Source organism: Actinoalloteichus fjordicus, from assembly GCF_001941625.1.
Lineage (GTDB): Bacteria > Actinomycetota > Actinomycetes > Mycobacteriales > Pseudonocardiaceae > Actinoalloteichus_A > Actinoalloteichus_A fjordicus.
On sequence record NZ_CP016076.1, the window covers coordinates 4,087,018 to 4,104,191 of the forward strand.

The 17,174-nt window shown below is 68.9% G+C and carries 11 protein-coding genes; 3 read left to right on the forward strand and 8 right to left on the reverse strand.

The window, feature by feature from the left end; genetic code table 11:
• Positions 1-51: 51 nt before the first annotated feature.
• From UA74_RS17530 to UA74_RS17555, 6 genes are all read right to left on the reverse strand, one after another.
• Complete coding sequence (locus UA74_RS17530; protein WP_198042758.1) at positions 52-1,182, reverse strand: cytochrome P450; 1,131 nt, start codon at positions 1,180-1,182, stop codon at positions 52-54.
• Between the two features lie 178 nt (positions 1,183-1,360).
• Positions 1,361-2,134, reverse strand: coding sequence for a helix-turn-helix domain-containing protein (locus UA74_RS17535; protein ID WP_198042759.1), 774 nt, complete (start codon positions 2,132-2,134; stop codon positions 1,361-1,363).
• Positions 2,135-3,358: 1,224 nt separating this feature from the next.
• Positions 3,359-4,105: a DNA alkylation repair protein gene (locus UA74_RS17540; protein WP_075741237.1), complete on the reverse strand. Its 747-nt coding sequence runs from the start codon at positions 4,103-4,105 to the stop codon at positions 3,359-3,361.
• A 202-nt stretch (positions 4,106-4,307) separates the two neighbouring features.
• Positions 4,308-4,721 carry a VOC family protein gene (locus tag UA74_RS17545; protein ID WP_075741238.1) on the reverse strand — a complete coding sequence of 138 codons (414 nt, stop codon included), beginning with the start codon at positions 4,719-4,721 and terminating at the stop codon, positions 4,308-4,310.
• Between the two features lie 37 nt (positions 4,722-4,758).
• Positions 4,759-5,304: an SRPBCC family protein gene (locus UA74_RS17550; RefSeq protein WP_075741239.1), complete on the reverse strand. Its 546-nt coding sequence runs from the start codon at positions 5,302-5,304 to the stop codon at positions 4,759-4,761.
• Positions 5,304-5,660 (reverse strand): ArsR/SmtB family transcription factor, encoded by a 357-nt coding sequence (locus tag UA74_RS17555; protein WP_075741240.1) that lies wholly within the window; start codon positions 5,658-5,660, stop codon positions 5,304-5,306. Before UA74_RS17555 ends, UA74_RS17550 begins: the two co-directional genes overlap by 1 nt.
• A 323-nt stretch (positions 5,661-5,983) precedes the next feature.
• On the opposite strand from UA74_RS17555, the gene UA74_RS17560 reads away from it, so the two are divergent.
• From UA74_RS17560 to UA74_RS17570, 3 genes are all read left to right on the forward strand, one after another.
• Positions 5,984-7,030 (forward strand): methyltransferase, encoded by a 1,047-nt coding sequence (locus tag UA74_RS17560; RefSeq protein WP_075741241.1) that lies wholly within the window; start codon positions 5,984-5,986, stop codon positions 7,028-7,030.
• Positions 7,031-7,108: 78 nt separating this feature from the next.
• A complete protein-coding gene (locus UA74_RS17565; protein WP_075741242.1) occupies positions 7,109-12,316 on the forward strand; it encodes a type I polyketide synthase in 5,208 nt (1,735 codons plus the stop codon).
• Positions 12,313-13,965, forward strand: coding sequence for a (2,3-dihydroxybenzoyl)adenylate synthase (locus UA74_RS17570; protein ID WP_075741243.1), 1,653 nt, complete (start codon positions 12,313-12,315; stop codon positions 13,963-13,965). Before UA74_RS17565 ends, UA74_RS17570 begins: the two co-directional genes overlap by 4 nt.
• Positions 13,966-14,588: 623 nt before the next feature.
• On the opposite strand, the gene UA74_RS17580 is transcribed toward UA74_RS17570, so the two are convergent.
• Both UA74_RS17580 and UA74_RS17585 read right to left on the reverse strand, forming a co-directional pair.
• Entirely contained in the window at positions 14,589-15,437 is an 849-nt protein-coding gene (locus UA74_RS17580) for an alpha/beta fold hydrolase (RefSeq protein ID WP_075741245.1), read from the reverse strand.
• 51 nt (positions 15,438-15,488) lie between these two features.
• Positions 15,489-17,030, reverse strand: a complete 1,542-nt coding sequence (locus UA74_RS17585) for an MFS transporter (protein ID WP_075743933.1) — start codon at positions 17,028-17,030, stop codon at positions 15,489-15,491.
• Positions 17,031-17,174 lie beyond the last annotated feature (144 nt).

Consider the following 17,174-nt stretch of genomic DNA (forward strand, 5'->3'; position numbering starts at 1 on the left):
ACCGGCCCGGGCAGTCCGGTTCCCCTCCTGGATTGCTCGCTTCGCAGTCGACTACCAGCTGACGGGCAGGGTGAGAAGTCGCGGCAGGGTCAGATCGTCGTACCAGGGAATTCGGTCGACCGGCTCGGCCAAGCACAATCCCGGCAGCCGGGTCACCAGGGCATGGAACGCGATCTCCAACTGCAGTCGCGCCAGATTGTGGCCCAGGCAGTGATGTATTCCGTGGCTGAAAGCGAAATGGCCGGACGGCGGTCGTCGGACGTCCAGCTCATCGGGATGGGTCGTGAGATCACCACCGAAGTGCGCGGCAGCGAAGCCGATGAGGATGCCGTCCCCCGCCCTGATCACCTCGTCGCCGACCGCGATATCGGTCAGGGCGACCCTGGCGAGCTGCTCGACGAGGGAGAGGTACCGCATGATCTCGTCCAAGGCGCCGGGGATCAAGGCTGGTTCGGCTGCCAACGCGGCGAACTGTCCAGGCTCCTCCAACAGTGCCAGTGTCCCGAGGGCGATGGTCTGCGTACTAGTCACGGTGCCTGCGACCAGGATCGCGAGGGTAAACTCGATCAGCTCGCCGACGGCCAGCCCACCGGTCCGGACGTGGTCGCGGATCAGCTTGCCGAGCAGGCCGTCCGTCGTCCCGCTCTCCGCTGAGCGCGCCAGCTTGTCGGTGATCAGGTCGGTCAGATAGTCCGTCAGCTCCTGCTGGGCCCGTTCGGCGCGCGTCGGGTCGAACAGCTCCCGCGCGTGCTCTTCGAAACGGGCCCGCTCCTGATAGGGCACGCCCAGGAATGCGCAGATCACCATCATCGGCACCGGGCGGGCGAACGCGGTGACCAGGTCGGCGGGCGGTCCCTCCCGCAGCATGAGGTCGATGTGCTCGTCGACGATCTGCTGGATCTCGTCTCGATGCGTGCCGATGCGGCGGGTGGTGAAACTCGGCAGCAGTATTCGACGCTGCCGAGTGTGCTCCGGCGGGTCGACACCGAAGAGCACGCCCGCGAACCCGCCCTCCTGTTCCTGAGCCATCTCTCGCGTGGCCCGCATGTGCAGGTGACTCTCGGCGAGCACCGGATGGTTCGGGTGATCTGACCTGCTGGACACTCGTTCATCCGCCAGCAGGGCGCGGGCCTCCTCGTATCCGGTCACCAACCACGCGGTGCGACCGTCGTACAGCCGCACCTTCGTGAGGGGACCGGATCTCGCGAGTTCGCGCAGTTCCGGTGATGGCCGGTAGGGGCACGCCCGCGGGCGCGGGTAGTGCGTCGGCTCCTCGGGCCCTCCGGGGGGAGACGTCTCCGTCGGCTGTGACAATGTCCACCTCTTCCGTCTGACCGGGCAGGCAGGTGATGCGCCCGGCTCACGCGCTCATGCTGAGCGACCGCGCGGCATTGACAGCCAGGAGAATCGGCGGATCGAGCGCGGTCATCGGCCGCAGTGTGATGTCGGCGCGCGGCGAATCGGCGGACGACGCGATCTCGACGGGACCATAGGTGCCGACATACGGGCCGCGATCTTCGGCAGACCTCGGCGCCGGGATCACGTCGTCAGCCGCAGGTGAGAACGAACAGGCCAGTACATACCACGTGCCAGCCGGGACGTCCGTCAGTTCATACTGACCGTGTCCCTCGATGGCCGTGCAGGCGACCGGCAGGCCTTGGGGGATCGGGCCGGGGAAGAGTGCGATCACGACGAATTCGGGCAGGTGGCTCGGGGAGGAGAAGACCCGTCCGCTGATGGTCGCCAGGCCGGTGTGATGCAGGGCCGCCGTGTCGACGATGTCGTCGACGCCTGCGGAGACGACTCCGCCGAGCCTGCGATACGCACTCGGCGCCATTCCCACGCAGCTCCGAAAACGCGAACTGAAGGTACCGACACTTGCGTAGCCGACTTGGTGACTGATGTCGGTGACACTTAATTGCGTGGACCGGAGCAGTCGTTTCGCGGCTTCTAGTCGCATAGCCGACAGGAAACGTCCCGGAGACACGCCGGTCGCCCGCAGGAACACTCTCGAAAAATGGAACTTACTGAACATGGCAGCCCGCGCCATGTCGTCAATGGTGATACGCTCGCTAAGGTTCTCACGCATCAGATCAATGACCCGCTTGACCGCGCCCTCGACAACTTCGTCCACAGCAGTCCCCCAATAGGAAGCAAGAGAGAAGAAAATCAACCCGTCTGCCAAACGGCCCACGGAAGACGAGCAGCACACAGTAAAGAAACCACCCCCAAAGAAAAATCTAACAATAGTGCAGCCGCCGACCGAAGTCAGTCCTATTCCATGGTGTTTCCCGGCCGTCCCCGACCTTCATCAAGCTAGCAACCGCACCTCAGGCACGCAACACCCGACACAATCCGGATTCGATGCCAGAGTGCGTCCGTACATGGCTTTGGACTACATCAGAGCCGGTCGCAAGGTTCCGCACTACGCGTAATCACGGCTGGTAAGGCAAGCGCGAAGAAATCAACCGCACGCCGCTTTACGGAACCGATAAGCCAAAGCGGCCGCGACGTCACTAGGCCAGTCAGCCTAATGCACTGGTTCATTCAAACCAAGCCGAGGGCGACCAGGCCGACGACGACCTCGGAAGCAGGAAAAGCAACCCAGAAGGTGCGAAACCAGACACGATCACCTATGGGCAATCATCCACAACTTAGATCCACAGATCGAAAATAAGCCACGGCGCAACCGATCACGGCCGCCGACGGAACCGAAGAAGGCAACCAGGAATACGCGATGGACCGCCGAGAAGAAGGGGGGCGAGTCGCGCGGCAGTCCCGAGTCACGGCGTCGGATAAGGCACGAGGAGAGATGTCCGCCGCTTCCGGACCAGAGATGATCCATCCGACAGGAAGGCAGGTCAGGCCCGACGGCGAAACGACACACCGAGCGACCGACAGATTCCGGAGAGAACGGGGAGCCATGACCGAGCCGCCTGCGAGCCGGGCACGGAACGACGTCGGCGACGAGTTCCCACGCCGCAGCAGCGCTGCTTTCGCCGCGACGGCGCGCCGAAGCGACTCCCGTCGTCCGATGACCATTCCTCGGGCTACCGGGACTCCCGAGTCCAGGACGTCCTGCGATATGACCGTCGGGCGCGCCGGTCGGCTGGTACCGGGCGCCCGAGGCGCCGCGAACCGGGCGCTGCTCGGCGAGCCGAGACCTCGACAGTGCAGGCGGTCCGGCCACTGCACAGCACGGTCGGCAGGCGGCGGAGACCGGTCGCCGGGCGAAGTCGACGGCGCGTGCTCGGCGCATCGGCCCCTCGACGTCGGCGAGCAGGCTTCGCGGCAGGTAGCCCGGAGCGGGCGACGGCTGCCGAGCAGGCCGACTGCCGAGCGCCGAGCGGCCGACGGCTCAACGACGGGAATCCCCCGCCGCCTTCTTCTTGAGTCCCCGATAGTAGGCCCGCTGGTCCGGATCGAGATGTTCGATCGCGTACCGCAGCATGGTGCGAGGCATCGCTTCGGCGTACTCGTCCAGGAACGCGATGAGCCGGTCCGGCGCCTTGCGCCCCGCCTCGCGCACCCAGCCGCCTGCCGCCTTGTGGATCAGATCCTCCTCGTCGCCGAGCAGGATCTCGGCGATCGCGAACGTGTCGTCCACTTCGTCATGCCTGATGAAGTAGAAGGTACTGACGATCGCGGTACGCCGCTCCCAGATGTTCATCGAGCGAGCGAGCCGATACAGGATGTCGCGCGGCTTGTCGAACAGGTAGCCGCCGATCACATGCGGGGCGGCGAGGTCGACCAGATCCCAGTTGTTGATCCGGTCGATCCGGGACAGGTACAGCTCGTACAGCTCTTTCCGCCGCTCCTGGCCCGTCTTCTTCCGCCTGGCCTGCTTGTCCATGACGCTGAGCGCGCCTGCCCGCACCTCGTGGATCGGACTCGCCAACAGCCGATCGATCTCCGCCGGTGTCAGGTCGATGAACTCCTTCGCCAAGGCGAAGACCTGCCCCATACGCACGCCGATGAACTGATCGCCCTCGCCGTACTCGCCCTCGCCGGACTTGAAGTAGCGCTGAATCTTGCGCAGTTCCTCGTCCGAACGGTGGCTCTCCAGACGCTGGACGAACCGCTCGGCCGTCAATTCGAGCGTCATCCTGTCATCCCCTCTCGCCGTCTGACAGCGGGACCTCGCCACGCACAGCCTGCCTCCGACCGACCTCGGTCGGGGAATCCGAGCCAGTGACCGACGACCAGGTCGCTCCGGCTGCATCGATCCTGCCTGCCGGCCGTACCGAAGCGGCCGCTGGAGGCAGACCTGCGGAGCGGACCCTGGAAGCGGACACCTTATGAGACTGTCAGGCGCGGGACGAGATCTGCTGAAGCGCCCAGCGATTTCCGTCCGGGTCGCTGAAGAAGGCGAACCCGACGTTGTCCAGTGCATCGTCCTCCGTGCTCGACCGGAACCCCTCCGGTCCCGCCACCTGGACCTCGCTGATCTCGACGCCGCGGCCTGCCAGTTCCTCCCTGGCAGCGCGAATGTCCGGGACGACGAGTTGGAGCCCCTGGAGCGACCCCGGCTCCATCTCCACCATCCCCAACCCGAGGACGATCGAGCAGCCCGAACCCGGCGGAGTCAGCTGGATGATCCCCGGTCCACCATCGACCCGGGTGTCGTGGTCCACCACGAAGCCCATCTTCTCGGCATAGAACTTCTTCGCCCGGTCCAGGTCGGCGACCGGCATGGCAACCACTTCCAGCGTCCAGTTCATACGTGCCGTTCCTTCTCTCTCGTCTGCCTGCATACCTTCATGCCCGAGTTGACGTGTCACAACCTCGACGACGATCCGTCGATCTGCTGTCTCGGGTCGACTTGAGCAACTCGGCGAGGCGGTCACAGCCTTCGCCGAAGCCGCGGTCCATGGGGGTCAGGAGAGCAGCGTCACGGGTCTCTCGCGAGGGATGCAGCACCGTGCTGATGACGGTGGTCCGCTCGCCGTCCTCGGTGAACTCCGTGGTGACCAACGATTCGACATCCGGGGGCCACGAGTCGCCATAGGACTCGGTCTGCACCAGGCGACGGGGCACGACGATCTCGCGGTACACCCCGCGTTGAACCATCTCGACACCGCCGGGGCCCCGGGAGACGAAGCGCCATGCCCCGCCGATCCGAAGGTCGACCTCACACGTCACCAGGCTCCACCCGCGCGCTCCGAACCAGTGCATCAGCAGCTCGGGCCTGGTCCACGCCGCGAAGACCAGCCGCGCAGGCGCGTCGAAGGCCCTGGTCAACCTGATCTCCCGGTCCGTAGGGGTGGTGACCACCAGCCGGCAGGAGTCTCTCCCGAACGACATCAGGTGTTCTCCGGCTTCCCGTCCTGCCGTTCCACGGCCTTGAGCTGCTCTAGCACCGTGTCGAGTCGTTGGAAGCTCTCCTCCCTGGTGCGGCGGAACTCCTCAAGCCAGAGGACGGCTGCGTCCAGGGGCACCCGGTTCAGTCGGGAGGGTCGTCGCTGCGCGTCGCGGCCCCGCACGACCAGGCCTGCTCGCTCCAACACCTTCAGATGTTTCGAGACCGCAGGCTGACTGATATCGAAAGGCGCGGCCAGCTCCGTCACCGTCGCGTCCCCCAGGGCCAACCGAGCGATGATCGCGCGACGAGTGGGGTCGGCGAGCGCGGCGAACGTCCTGTCGAGCAGCTCCGGACTCATGCTTCATAACCCCCAGGTTTAATAACCTTGCGGTTTTGTACCGCTCAGCCTGCCGCGTGTCAAGTCGACCCGACTGCCACGCACGCCACCGAGTGACTACAGCGCGGCCGTCGACACCGCATCCACGAAGGTGCACCCGAGAACACGCGCGATCAGGATTGATCCTGGCTTCAGGCTCACGGGGTCGAGCACGGCGGCGCCCGAGGACACCGCCCGGTGCACGCCTGCGGCGCGTTCGACCGAGGCGGGCGGAGCCCGATCGACTGCCCCGGCGCGGTTCGGCAGGCAGCGTCGCAGGGCCCCTTCCCACTGAGAGGAGAGTCATGGCAGACAGCAACGCCATCACCGTCACGGACTCCGACTATCTCCGGCTGATCATCCACGGTGTGACCGCATTCGAATTACTCAGGACGGCGTTGGAGTTCGACCTCTTCGAGCGGTTGGAACAGGCCGACGGAATGACGATCGACGACGTCGCCTCGGCGATCGAGGTCGACCAGCAGCCGGCCCGAATACTGCTGCTCGGCCTCGCCTCCCTTCGGTTGCTGGAGAAACGCGGTGACGCGTATGTCAACAGCGCGGTGACGCGCCGCAAGATGCTCCGAGGCAGTCCACGATTCCTCGGCCCACTCGTGGACATCCAGGCCGAGATCATCAATGCCGGTATCGGTGACTTCGCCGAGTCCATGCGTCGCAACACCAATGTGGGGCTACGGCACCTCGACGGACCCGGCACCACGCTCTATGAACGCCTCACCGCGCATCCTCGACTTCAGGAGATCTTCTACGCGAACATGGGCGACGCGTCGAGCAAGGCACTCACACAGCTGCGCACGCTGTACGACTTCTCGGACATCCGCCACCTCGTCGACCTCGGCGGCGGGGACGGGACCAACAGCCTCGAACTCGTCAGGCACCACCCCGACCTGACGGTGACGGTCTTCGACCAGGAGAGCGTCACCAGACTCGCCGAAGCCAGGGTCGACGACCAGGACCTGCGACGACGAATCGCCTACCACCCCGGTGACCTGTTCGCCGACCCCTTCCCGCAAGGCGCGGATGCGATCCTGTACTTCCACCTCTTCGAGATCTTCTCCCCGGCACGCAACACGCGGCTCCTCCGCAAGTGCCATGCGGCACTGCCTGCGGGCGGCGTATGCCTCGTCTACAACTTCGTCTCCGACGACGAGGGCACCGGCTCCCTGAGCGCCGGGCTCGTGTCACCGTATTTCCTGGCCCTGGCATCGGGTGAGGGCATGACCTATTCGCCGGCCGACGTCGAACGCGCCGTGCTGGCCGCCGGTTTCTCCAGAGTGGAGCGGCACGACAACCTCGGATTCAGCCACACCCTGATCGTCGGCCACAAATAGGAACTCGCCCACTCGTCTTCTCACGACTGCCGTCGAGCCCCCGTGGATCTGTGACGGTGGAAGGAGGCTGTCCGCACGATGAACTCCTCCGAGCCCATCGCCGTCCTCGGGATGGCGTGTCGATTCGCCCAGGGCATCGACTCGCCCGCAGCATTCTGGGAGCTGCTCCACGACGGACGAGACACCATCTCCAAGGTTTCCGACGACCGCTGGGAATCTTATTCCTGGCGGGATCGGGAATACGCCGAGGCACTGCGCGATGTGACCAGGAACGGCGCCTTCCTCGACGACATACGGGGATTCGACGCCGACTTCTTCGGCATCACACCGCGCGAGGCGGCACTGATGGACCCGCAGCAGCGGATCATGCTGGAGCTGTCCTGGGAGGCGCTGGAACACGCGGGCATCCCGCCCTCCGACCTGGGCGGCTCCGACACGGGCGTGTTCGTCGGTGTCGGGTCGGACGACTACGGCAGGCGGCTCCTGGAGGACCTGCCCCGGATCGAAGCCTGGACGGGAATCGGTGCCTCCTACTGCGGAGTCGCCAACCGGGTGTCCCATGCGCTGGACCTTCGCGGGCCGAGCATGGCGGTGGACACGGCGTGCTCCTCGTCGCTGGTGTCGATTCATCTGGCCGTACAGGCACTGCGGGCGCGGGAGTGTCCGGTCGCCCTCGCGGGCGGCGTGCTGGTGATGGCCGCACCCGGCCTGTCGCTGGTACTCGACGCCGCAGGCGCCACGGCCGCCGACGGGCGCTGCAAGTCCTTCGACGCGAATGCGGACGGCTACGGCCGTGGGGAGGGCGGCGGAATGCTCGTGCTCAAGCGACTGACCGACGCGCGCCGGGACGGTGATCGGGTGCTGGCGGTGATCCGAGGCAGTGCGGTACGCCAGGACGGGCGGACCAGCGGGATCATGGCGCCCAACGGCGAGGCGCAGGCTCATCTCATGCACCAGGCCTGCGAGAACGCACAGGTCGACCCGGCCGACGTCGACTACGTGGAGGCTCATGGCACCGGCACGCCCGCGGGCGACCCGATGGAGGCGCGCGCGATGGGCTCGGTGTTCGGCGCGGGCCGTGCCCCCGGCAGACCGCTGCTCACCGGGTCGGTCAAGCCCAACATCGGCCATCTGGAGGCGGCGGCGGGCGTCGCCGGGGTGATCAAGACCGTGCTCGCGCTACGCCACGGCATGATCCCCCCGAGTCTGAACCTCGTCGTGCCCAATCCCGCCGTCGACTGGGAGGAGTCCGGGCTGCGGGTGGTGACGGAACCGACGCGATGGCCGGTGTCCGACCGGCCCCGGCTGGCGGCCGTGTCCGGTTACGGCTACGGCGGCACCCTCGCACACGTCGTGCTGGAAGAGGGGGACGCGTCGGAGTCCGGGGGGCGGGAGGCCGGACTCGCCCTGTACCCGCTGTCCGCAGGCAGTCCGGAGGCCCTTCGGCGGAACGCCGAACGCCTCGCCGATCAACTTGCCGCCTGCGACGCGTCGACGGGAGACATCGGCCACACGCTGGCCCTGCGTCGAACCCACCTGCCGTATCGCACCGCAGTGGTCGCCCGCGATCGGGAGCAGCTCGCCCTCGGCCTGCGTGCGTCGGTCGAGGCCGTCGCGACGAAGGCCGAACCACCCTCGGAGTCGGGACGGGCCACGGTCTGGGTCTTCTCCGGCCACGGCTCCCAGTGGCGCGGCATGGGCCGAGGTCTGCTGCGGGAGTCACCGGCCTTCGCCGAGGTGATCGACGCCGTCGAGCCGGTGTTCCGCGAGGAGATCGGGCTGTCGCCCCGCGCGACGCTGCTCGACGACGCGCCGCAGTCGGTGGACGTCGTGCAACCGATGATCTTCGCGATGCAGGTCGGCCTCGCAGCGGTGTGGCGGTCCCAGGGGCTGCGCCCCGGCGCGGTGCTGGGCCACTCCGTCGGCGAGATCGCCGCCGCCGTGACAGCAGGCGTCTTCACTCTCGAACAGGGCGCGCGACTCGTGTGTCGGCGGTCGGCGCTGTTGCGGCAGGTTGCCGGGAACGGCGCCATGGCGATGGTGAGTCTCGCCGCAGCGGAGGTGCGGCGGCGGCTCGGCGATCGCGTCGACGTCGTGGTGGCGGTCGAGGCGGCTCCACACGCCACGGTGATCTCCGGGGACGTGGATGCCGTCGCCCAGCTCAGCGCGCGCTGGCGGGCCGACGGCGTGGCCGCCCGCGCCGTCGACTCCGATGTGGCCTTCCACAGCCCGCAGATGGGGCCCCTGCTCGATGCACTCGTCGCGGGCACGGCCGACCTCGTGCCGAGCCCGCCGACACTGCCGGTGTACGGAACCGCCTTGGCGAATCCGAGGTCGACCGCGCCGAGGGACAGCCGATACTGGGCGGTCAACCTCCGGCAGCCGGTCCGATTCTCCTCGGCGGTCGTCGCCGCGCTCGAGGACGGGCACCGGCTGTTCCTGGAGGTCTCGCCGCATCCGGTCGTCGAGCACTCGGTGGAGGAGGTGTTCGCGGAGCTCGGCGTCGAGGACGCTGCGGTGACCCACTCCCTACGCCGGAACAGACCAGAGCTGGAGTCGGTGCTGACGGGTCTCGGCCTGCTGTACCGCCGGGGTGCCGAGGTGGACTGGCGCGCGACCTGGCAGACCGGGCGCCCCGTCGATCTGCCCGTCACGACCTGGCAGCATCGGCCGCACTGGGTTGCCGAACCGCCCCGGGTCACACCGCTCGCCGCCGCACACGACGCGGGACGGCACACGCTGCTGGGCGGCAGGCTCGATCTGGCAGGTCCGCCGCCCATGACGGTGTGGGTCACCCGGCTCGATCGCGAGAACCGGCCTTATCCCGGCGATCACCCGGTGCGTGACGTCGAGATCGTCCCGGCCGCGGTACTGCTGAACACCTTCATCGCCGCCGGGAGTCCCGACCGGGGGCACGATCTGGTCGACATCGTGCTGCGAGTGCCGGTCAGTCTCTCCGCCGCACGAGACGTGCAGGTCACGCGCCAGGACGACTCGCTCCGGCTGACCGCCAAAATCGTGGGTGACGAGCAGGGCACGGGGTGGATCACCCACACCACCGCCACGCTCGCGTCCTGCCCCGACGAGGACGCCGAGGCCCTCCCGACCGTGCAGGACACCGCCGCGACGGAGGAGCTCCCGGTCGATCGGGTGGTGGACGGACTGGCCGCGCTGGGTGTCACCGCCATGGGATTCCCCTGGATGATCGAACGGCTGCGCGGTGGAACGGGCGTCCTGACGGCCACCGTCCGCGCGGACCACGATCCCGAGCGCGAGCCCACGACCTGGGCGCCCGTCCTCGACGCAGCACTGTCCGCGGCCTCGGTCGCATTCCCCGGCCCGCCCGTGCTGCGGATGCCCGCGAGCATCCGGCGGCTCCGGCTGACCGGGCGCCCGCCTGCTCAGGCACAGGTGACCGTGTCCGTGGCGGGTAAGGACGTCGTCGACGTGCTCATCACCGACGGCGACGGGACACCGGTGGGCAGGCTGTCCGGACTTCGCTACGGGGTGCTCGACGGCGAGGCCGACGAGCGGACGGACCCCGCAGCCCTGGTGCACGAGGTCGTGTGGCGACCGGTGGAGTGCCGGGCGCAGGCGGAGTCCTCGGCATCCACCTGCCCGAGACCCGCCACGGTCGCCGTCGTCGGCCCCCTCGGCCCATTGCGCGAGGCGGTGAGCGAAGGACTTCGCCACGCAGGCCTGCGCACCAGGGCCGTCGCCGAACCCGAGGAACTGCAGGACGACGACCTGGCCGAGGACCGCGTCGTGATCGTGGTGCCTGGCGTCGGATCGGCGAGCGGAATCGGCGAGGCCGCGTTCGACGCGTCATGGCTGTTGGCCAGGACGGCGCAGCAGGTCGCGGCGACCGGCGTGCGCGGCGGGGCTCGGCTGTGGTGCGTCACCCAGGGGGTCCGCGACGCCGTCGACGCCCGATCGCTGGCTCATGGACCGCTCTGGGGCCTCGGCCGGATCATCGGCGGCGAGCATCCCGACCGATGGGGAGGCGTCGTCGACGTCGGACAGCCGCCGGACGACGTCGCCGCCCTCGTCGACGTGATCGGTACCGTGCGCGGCGAAGACGTCGTCGCGGTGATCGACGGTGCACCGTTCGTCCCTCGGCTGCAGCGGCCTGCGAACGATCCGCCGCGCCTCCCGACGCGGTGCAGACCGGAAGGGACCTACCTCGTCACCGGGGGGCTCGGTGCTCTCGGCCTCGACGTCGCCCGGCGACTGGCCGACCGGGGCGCACGCAGGCTGGTCCTGGCAGGCCGCCGTGGCCTGCCGCCGCGTGACCGCTGGGCTGAGTGCGTCGATCCCGCCGACACCGCCCGGATCGAGGCCGTCCGCGATCTGGAACGGGCCGGGGTCACGGTCGCCGTCGTCGCCGTCGACGTCGCGGACCCGACGCAGGCCCGGCGGCTGCTCGATCCGGCCACGCTGGGTCTACCGCCCATCCGAGGCGTGGTCCATGCCGCCGGAGTCCTCGACGACCGGATGCTGCGCGATCTCGACGCCGAGTCCTTGCGCCGGGTCCTGCGCCCGAAGCTGGCGGGTGCGCTGGTGCTGCATGAGATGTTCCCCCCGGGAGCCCTCGATTTCTTCGTGCTCTTCTCGTCCGCAGGCCAGCTTCTCGGGTTGCCGGGGCAGGCGTCCTACGGCGCGGGGAATGCCTTTCTCGACACGCTCGCGACCCATCGACGCCGCAGCGGCGATCCGGCGACGACGAGCCTGGCCTGGACCTCATGGCGGGGACTGGGCATGTCGACGTCCACGGAGGTCATCGATGCCGAACTCGCCGCCAGAGGCACGGCGGACATCACGGCTGCCGAGGCATCCGACGCCTGGGACCTGGCCGATCGGCACGGCCTCGCCTACGCAGCAGTGCTGCGGACCGTACCGCTGGGCCCGGGGGATCGCAGACCCGCGCTGTTCGCGGATCTGCCCGACGACGACCGTCGGAGCGACGAGGTCCCCGAGCATCCGCGACTCTCCCCGGTGGCCGATCCGGAGGGACGCGGCACGCAGGTCATGCTGCTGGAGGAGATCACCCGGCAGGTAGCGGCCGAGACCCGACTGGCCGTGTCCGAAGTGGACCGGCACCGGCCGCTCGTCGAGATGGGCGTCGACTCGGTCATGACCGTCCGAATCCGGCGCGGTCTCGAACGGCGGTTCGACCTGTCATTGCCCACGACCCTGTTCTGGGATCGGCCGAGCATCGACGCCGTCGCCGCGCTGTTGGCCGAGCACGTCGAGCAGGCAGGCCACGACGACGGGGAGACGCGATGAACACCGAGGCGCTGGTTCCGTGGCCCGCCGATCTCGCCCACGCCTACCGCGTGGCGGGCTGCTGGCGGGGCAGGTCGTTGGGCTCCGGTCCCTGGGAGTGGGCCGAACAGTGGGGCGACCGCGTAGCCGTGGTCGGCGGAGATCGGCGATTGACCTTCCGAGAACTGGCGATGCTGACGGACCGGCTCGCCGAGGGGTTCGGCGCTGTCGGCCTGGTCCGGGGAGACACCGTCCTCGTACAGCTGCCGAACGGGTGGGAGTTCGTCGTCACCACGCTCGCGTGCCTCCGCGCCGGGGTGGTGCCGGTGATGATGCTGCCCCCGCATCGTGAGTACGAGCTGGCCTCGATCGGCCGCCACGTCGACGCCAAGGCGCTGATCGTGCCCGACGACTGGCGCGGGTACGACCACCAGGAACTCGCGCTGCGAGTGGCCGCCACGCTGCCCTCCCCCGCCAAGGTGATCGTGGCAGGCGAGAACGTCCGGTCCGAATGCCTCGGGCTTCGGGAGCTGATGAGCCGCAGCGGCCAGGTCGACGCCCGCCGCCGCAGACTCGACGCCGTGTCGCCCGACGCCTCCGACGTCGCGGTGTTCCTGCTTTCCGGCGGCACCACCGGCGTGCCGAAGGTGATCGGCCGGACACATGACGATTACGACTACAACATCCGCCGGAGCGCCGCCGTCTGCGGCTTCGGACCGGACACGGTGTATCTCGCGGTCCTGCCCGCCGGACACAACTTCCCGTTGGCGTCGCCGGGAATCCTCGGTGCGCTGTCGGCAGGCGGACGGGTCGTGATGCTGCCGAGTCCTCGATCGGAGACGGTCTTCGCCACGATCGCGGCCGAGCGCGTCACCGTCACCTCGGCGGTCCCGGCCATCGTCCTGCGCTGGATGGAGGAGGTGAGTGTGACCGGGCCGGACCTCTCCAGTCTGCGCATCGTTCACGTCGGCGGATCGGTGCTGTCACCGGAGGTCGCGGCCCGGATCGGCCCGGCCCTGGGCTGTCGTGTGCAGCAGGTCTACGGAATGGCGGAAGGACTCCTCTGTTACACGCCGATCGACGCACCCGACGAGGTCACGCACCGAACCCAGGGAGCTCCGATCAGTCCGTACGACGAGCTGCTGGTCGTCGACCGCGACGGTCGAGCGGTGCCCCGGGGCAGGATCGGCGAGCTGCTCACCCGAGGGCCGTACACCCCGCGCGGGTACTTCGGGGTGCCCGAGCAGAACGCGCTCTCCTACACAGAGGACGGCTGGTACCGAACCGGCGACCTGGTACGGATCACTCCCGAGGGCAACATCGTGGTCTGCGGTCGGGTGAAGGACTTGATCAACCGGGCGGGCGAGAAGATCTCGGCAGGCGAGATCGAGACGCTGGTGCAGGAGATGCCCGCGATCATCGAGGCCGCCGCGGTGGCGATGCCCGATCCCCAGGTCGGCGAGCGAGTGTGTCTGTTCGTCCGTGCCCGTCCAGGCCGGACCCTCACCTTGGACGACGTCGCCGAGGCCCTCACCGCCAGAGGCGTTGCCGCGTTCAAGATTCCGGAACGGCTGGAGCTGCTCGACGACCTGCCGCACACGCCCGTCGGCAAACCGGACAAGGCCGCGCTGCGCGGGCTGCTGGCGGCGAAGCCCGACACCCGCTCCTGACGAGCATCCCGGTTCCGAGGCCCCGCCCCGGCTAGACCTGACGACGACCTCCCGAGCAGCCCGGCCCGGCCCCTCGGTCAGAGCGTCCCCGCTGACTGCACGGCGCGAGTGGGCCTGTCGACGACGGTCTCGCCGCCCGGCCGACACTCGGCGGTCGGGCGGTCGGCCACGCTGTCGACGACGAGGGGTGAACGCCGGGGCTGCACCAGGACACGGCGGCGACCGGCGAACTCGCCAGGAACCCGCACCACGCACCACTCGGGTCCCGCCCGGACGGCGTCCTTCTCTCGGGCCCTGGCTCGGGCCCATGCGAGCCGCGCGCCACCCACACAGGCCGCCGCCCTGCCGCGCAGCCGCGTCGCGGTCGGCGAGGCCGGACCGGGGCACGCCGGGGAGTCCCGGCCGATGTCGCCGAGGAGACATCGGCCGGACTCCCGCTGCCGCCGAGCAGGCGGCCGCCGTCGACAGGTCGGGCTTTCGTCGCCTGTCACACGGCCGAGGAACTCGGCAGGCAGGAGACGTTCGCGGAAGATCAGACGGCCGGCCCCGTGCGACCGAGGTGCGGCCGATCCCGCACGCACTGTCGGGACCAGTTGCCCGGTGCCCGGCGCGGAGATGGACTCTCAGCCGGTTCTAGCGTCGAGCACGCTGCCGAGCATCGCCGCGAACTCGTCCGGGTGAGTCACGTAGCCCACGTGTCCACCGGGGAAGTGCATGATCTCAGTGCCGAGACGTCCGGCGAGTTCCACATTGGGCAGGTAGGGGAAGTGTTCTCGTGCGGTCGTCCCGCCCGCCAGGATGAGACGATCCGAGAACGTCCGCAACGCCTCGATGTCCGGCAGAAAGGCGGGGTAGGTGCGGATCTCGTGCTCGAACCAGAAGAGTTGATTGCGTCGCAGTCTCGTCAGCATCTCGGCGAGCCGGTCCGGCGGCAGCGCGGAGCCTTCGGGTGCCCTGGTGGGCGTGGTCATCCCCATGCCCTCGCGGAACATCTTCCGGGCCGCCTCGACGCCGGACTGCCGAAAAGTGGTGTACAGATCGGCATAGAAACCGAGCCAGTGTGCCGAGTCGGGCAGCACCGAGGCCAGCGGCGGCTCATGCGCGATCAGCGTCCGTAGGCGATCCGGGTGCCGCTCCAGCAGTGCGAGCGCGATGACGGCACCGGAGCTGCTGCCCAGCACGTGGGCGGGTCCGTCGGCCACGTGGACCAGCAGCCTGCGGGCATCGTCCACGTCCTCGGTCAGGCGGCGCTCGTCGTCGACCGGTCGCAGCATCGGGCTGCGGGAGAAGCCGCGTCGGTCGTACGTGATGACGGTGTAACGGTCGGCCAGCGCGTCCGCCAACGGCGCGAAGGGCTCCGCGTCGCCGTTGCCGGTGGGAATGATCAACAACACGGGTCCCGACCCTCGCACCTCGTGGTGCAGACGCGCCCCCGGCACGATCAGCGTGTCGATTCTGGGTTCGTGTCGCATAGGTCCTCCGATGATGGCGAGTGCCGTCGGGACGGGGCGGACGCGCTGGGGCTACCGCTTCGATGCGGCGGCACGAGACGGAAGGTGGCGCAGAGTGGTGAGCGCGAGCACCGTCAGGCCGAGGAAGGCGACCGCGCAGATCGTCGCGGTGGTGTTCAGACCGGCGACGAAGGCCTGTCGGGCCGAGTCGACCAGGCCATCGGCGATCGGGGGTGACAGCTCGCCTGCCGAGGCGAGGGCGCCTGCGAGCGTCTCCCCCGAGGCCTCCCCTGCCTCGGTACCCGCGAGCTCCGGCGGGACGTCCACGCCCGCGCGGTAGACGGCGGCCCCGACGCTGCCCAACAGCGCGATGCCCAGCGCGACCCCCAGTTCCCCGCCGGTCGACTGCAACGAGGACGCGGACCCCGCCTTCTCCGGCGGGGCCGAGGGCACGACGACCTGAGCGACGAGCGGGCCTACCGGGCTGACGCCGAAGTAGACGCCGGTGAAGCCGATTAACAGGACGGCGAGTCCCGTCTCGGGCCCGACCTGGGTCAGCACCACCATGCCGACCGCCGCGATCACCGCTCCCGAGGCGATGAGATAGGCAGGCCGCACGAGGTGGCCCACCGCCTGGCTCAGGAAGATGCCGATGATCAGGGCGAGTGTCGGGACCAGCACCCACAGCCCGGCGTTCAGCGGCGAGAGCCCCTCGACGAGTTGGAGATGCTGGGCCACGAGGAAGCCGGTGCCTGCCTGCACGGCGGCGACGAGCAGCCCGATGACCAAGGCGGCACTGACCGCGCGGATGGCGAACAGCCGCAGGTCCAACAGTGGTTCGGCCAGCCGACGCTGCCGAAGGACGAACGCCAGGCCGAAGAGGAGGCCGATCGCGGCGGCGGCGAGCGGCAGGAACTGCCAGCCGACGCGGGCGATCTCCTTGACGCCGTAGACGAAGGGCAGGAGGGCGGCCAGCGACAGGACCACGCTCAGCGGGTCGAGCCTGCCTGCGCCGGGGTTGGCGAACTCCGGGAGCAGCCGCCGCCCCGTCACCAGCAGCACCACCATCACGGGTACCGCGACGAGGAAGGCCGAGCCCCACCAGAACCAGTGCAGCAGAACGCCGCCGAGGACGGGACCCAGCGCCACCCCAGCCGTCAAGGCTGCCGACCACACCGAGATCGCCACCCCGCGCTGCGCAGGATCGCGGAACATCCCCATCACCAATGCCAACGTGGAGGGCACGATCGTGGCTCCCGCGATGCCCAGCAGGGCACGCGACGCGATCAGCATCTCGGCCGATGACGAGTACGCAGCGATGACGGACACCACGCCGAAGGCCGCCGCGCCGATGAGCAGGAGGCGACGTCTGCCGATCCGATCGCCGAGCGTCCCCATCGTGACGAGGAAGCCCGCGATGAGGAATCCGTAGGCATCGGTGATCCACAACTGCTCGCTGGCACTCACCGACAGGGCCGCCGTCAGCTCAGGCAACGCCAAGAACAGCACGCCGATGTCCAGCATCGTGAGCATCGTCGGCAACATCAGGACCGCCAGGGCGGTCCATTCCCTGCGGCCCGCCTTCGGTGGGGGGCCGTCCCCGGGCACGGTCATCAGCTTCTCCTCATCGACGTCGGTGCCGTGCGCGTGGCCGCACAGCGGATACACCGCCCGAGACGGCCGGGACGGGACAGCGGCCCGCCCCACAACGCGGTGGGCGGGCAGAACGGACCCGGTTCGACCGGCTGTGCGGCGGCT

Bases quoted from the DNA above. Each gene is read 5' to 3' on its own strand.
- UA74_RS17540 (WP_075741237.1), bottom strand. From the start codon at position 4,105: ATGACGCTCGAATTGACGGCCGAGCGGTTCGTCCAGCGTCTGGAGAGC.
- UA74_RS17545 (WP_075741238.1), bottom strand. From the start codon at position 4,721: ATGAACTGGACGCTGGAAGTGGTTGCCATGCCGGTCGCCGACCTGGAC.
- UA74_RS17550 (WP_075741239.1), bottom strand. From the start codon at position 5,304: ATGTCGTTCGGGAGAGACTCCTGCCGGCTGGTGGTCACCACCCCTACG.
- UA74_RS17555 (WP_075741240.1), bottom strand. From the start codon at position 5,660: ATGAGTCCGGAGCTGCTCGACAGGACGTTCGCCGCGCTCGCCGACCCC.
- UA74_RS17560 (WP_075741241.1), top strand. From the start codon at position 5,984: ATGGCAGACAGCAACGCCATCACCGTCACGGACTCCGACTATCTCCGG.
- UA74_RS17565 (WP_075741242.1), top strand. From the start codon at position 7,109: ATGAACTCCTCCGAGCCCATCGCCGTCCTCGGGATGGCGTGTCGATTC.
- UA74_RS17570 (WP_075741243.1), top strand. From the start codon at position 12,313: ATGAACACCGAGGCGCTGGTTCCGTGGCCCGCCGATCTCGCCCACGCC.
- UA74_RS17580 (WP_075741245.1), bottom strand. From the start codon at position 15,437: ATGCGACACGAACCCAGAATCGACACGCTGATCGTGCCGGGGGCGCGT.
- UA74_RS17585 (WP_075743933.1), bottom strand. From the start codon at position 17,030: ATGACCGTGCCCGGGGACGGCCCCCCACCGAAGGCGGGCCGCAGGGAA.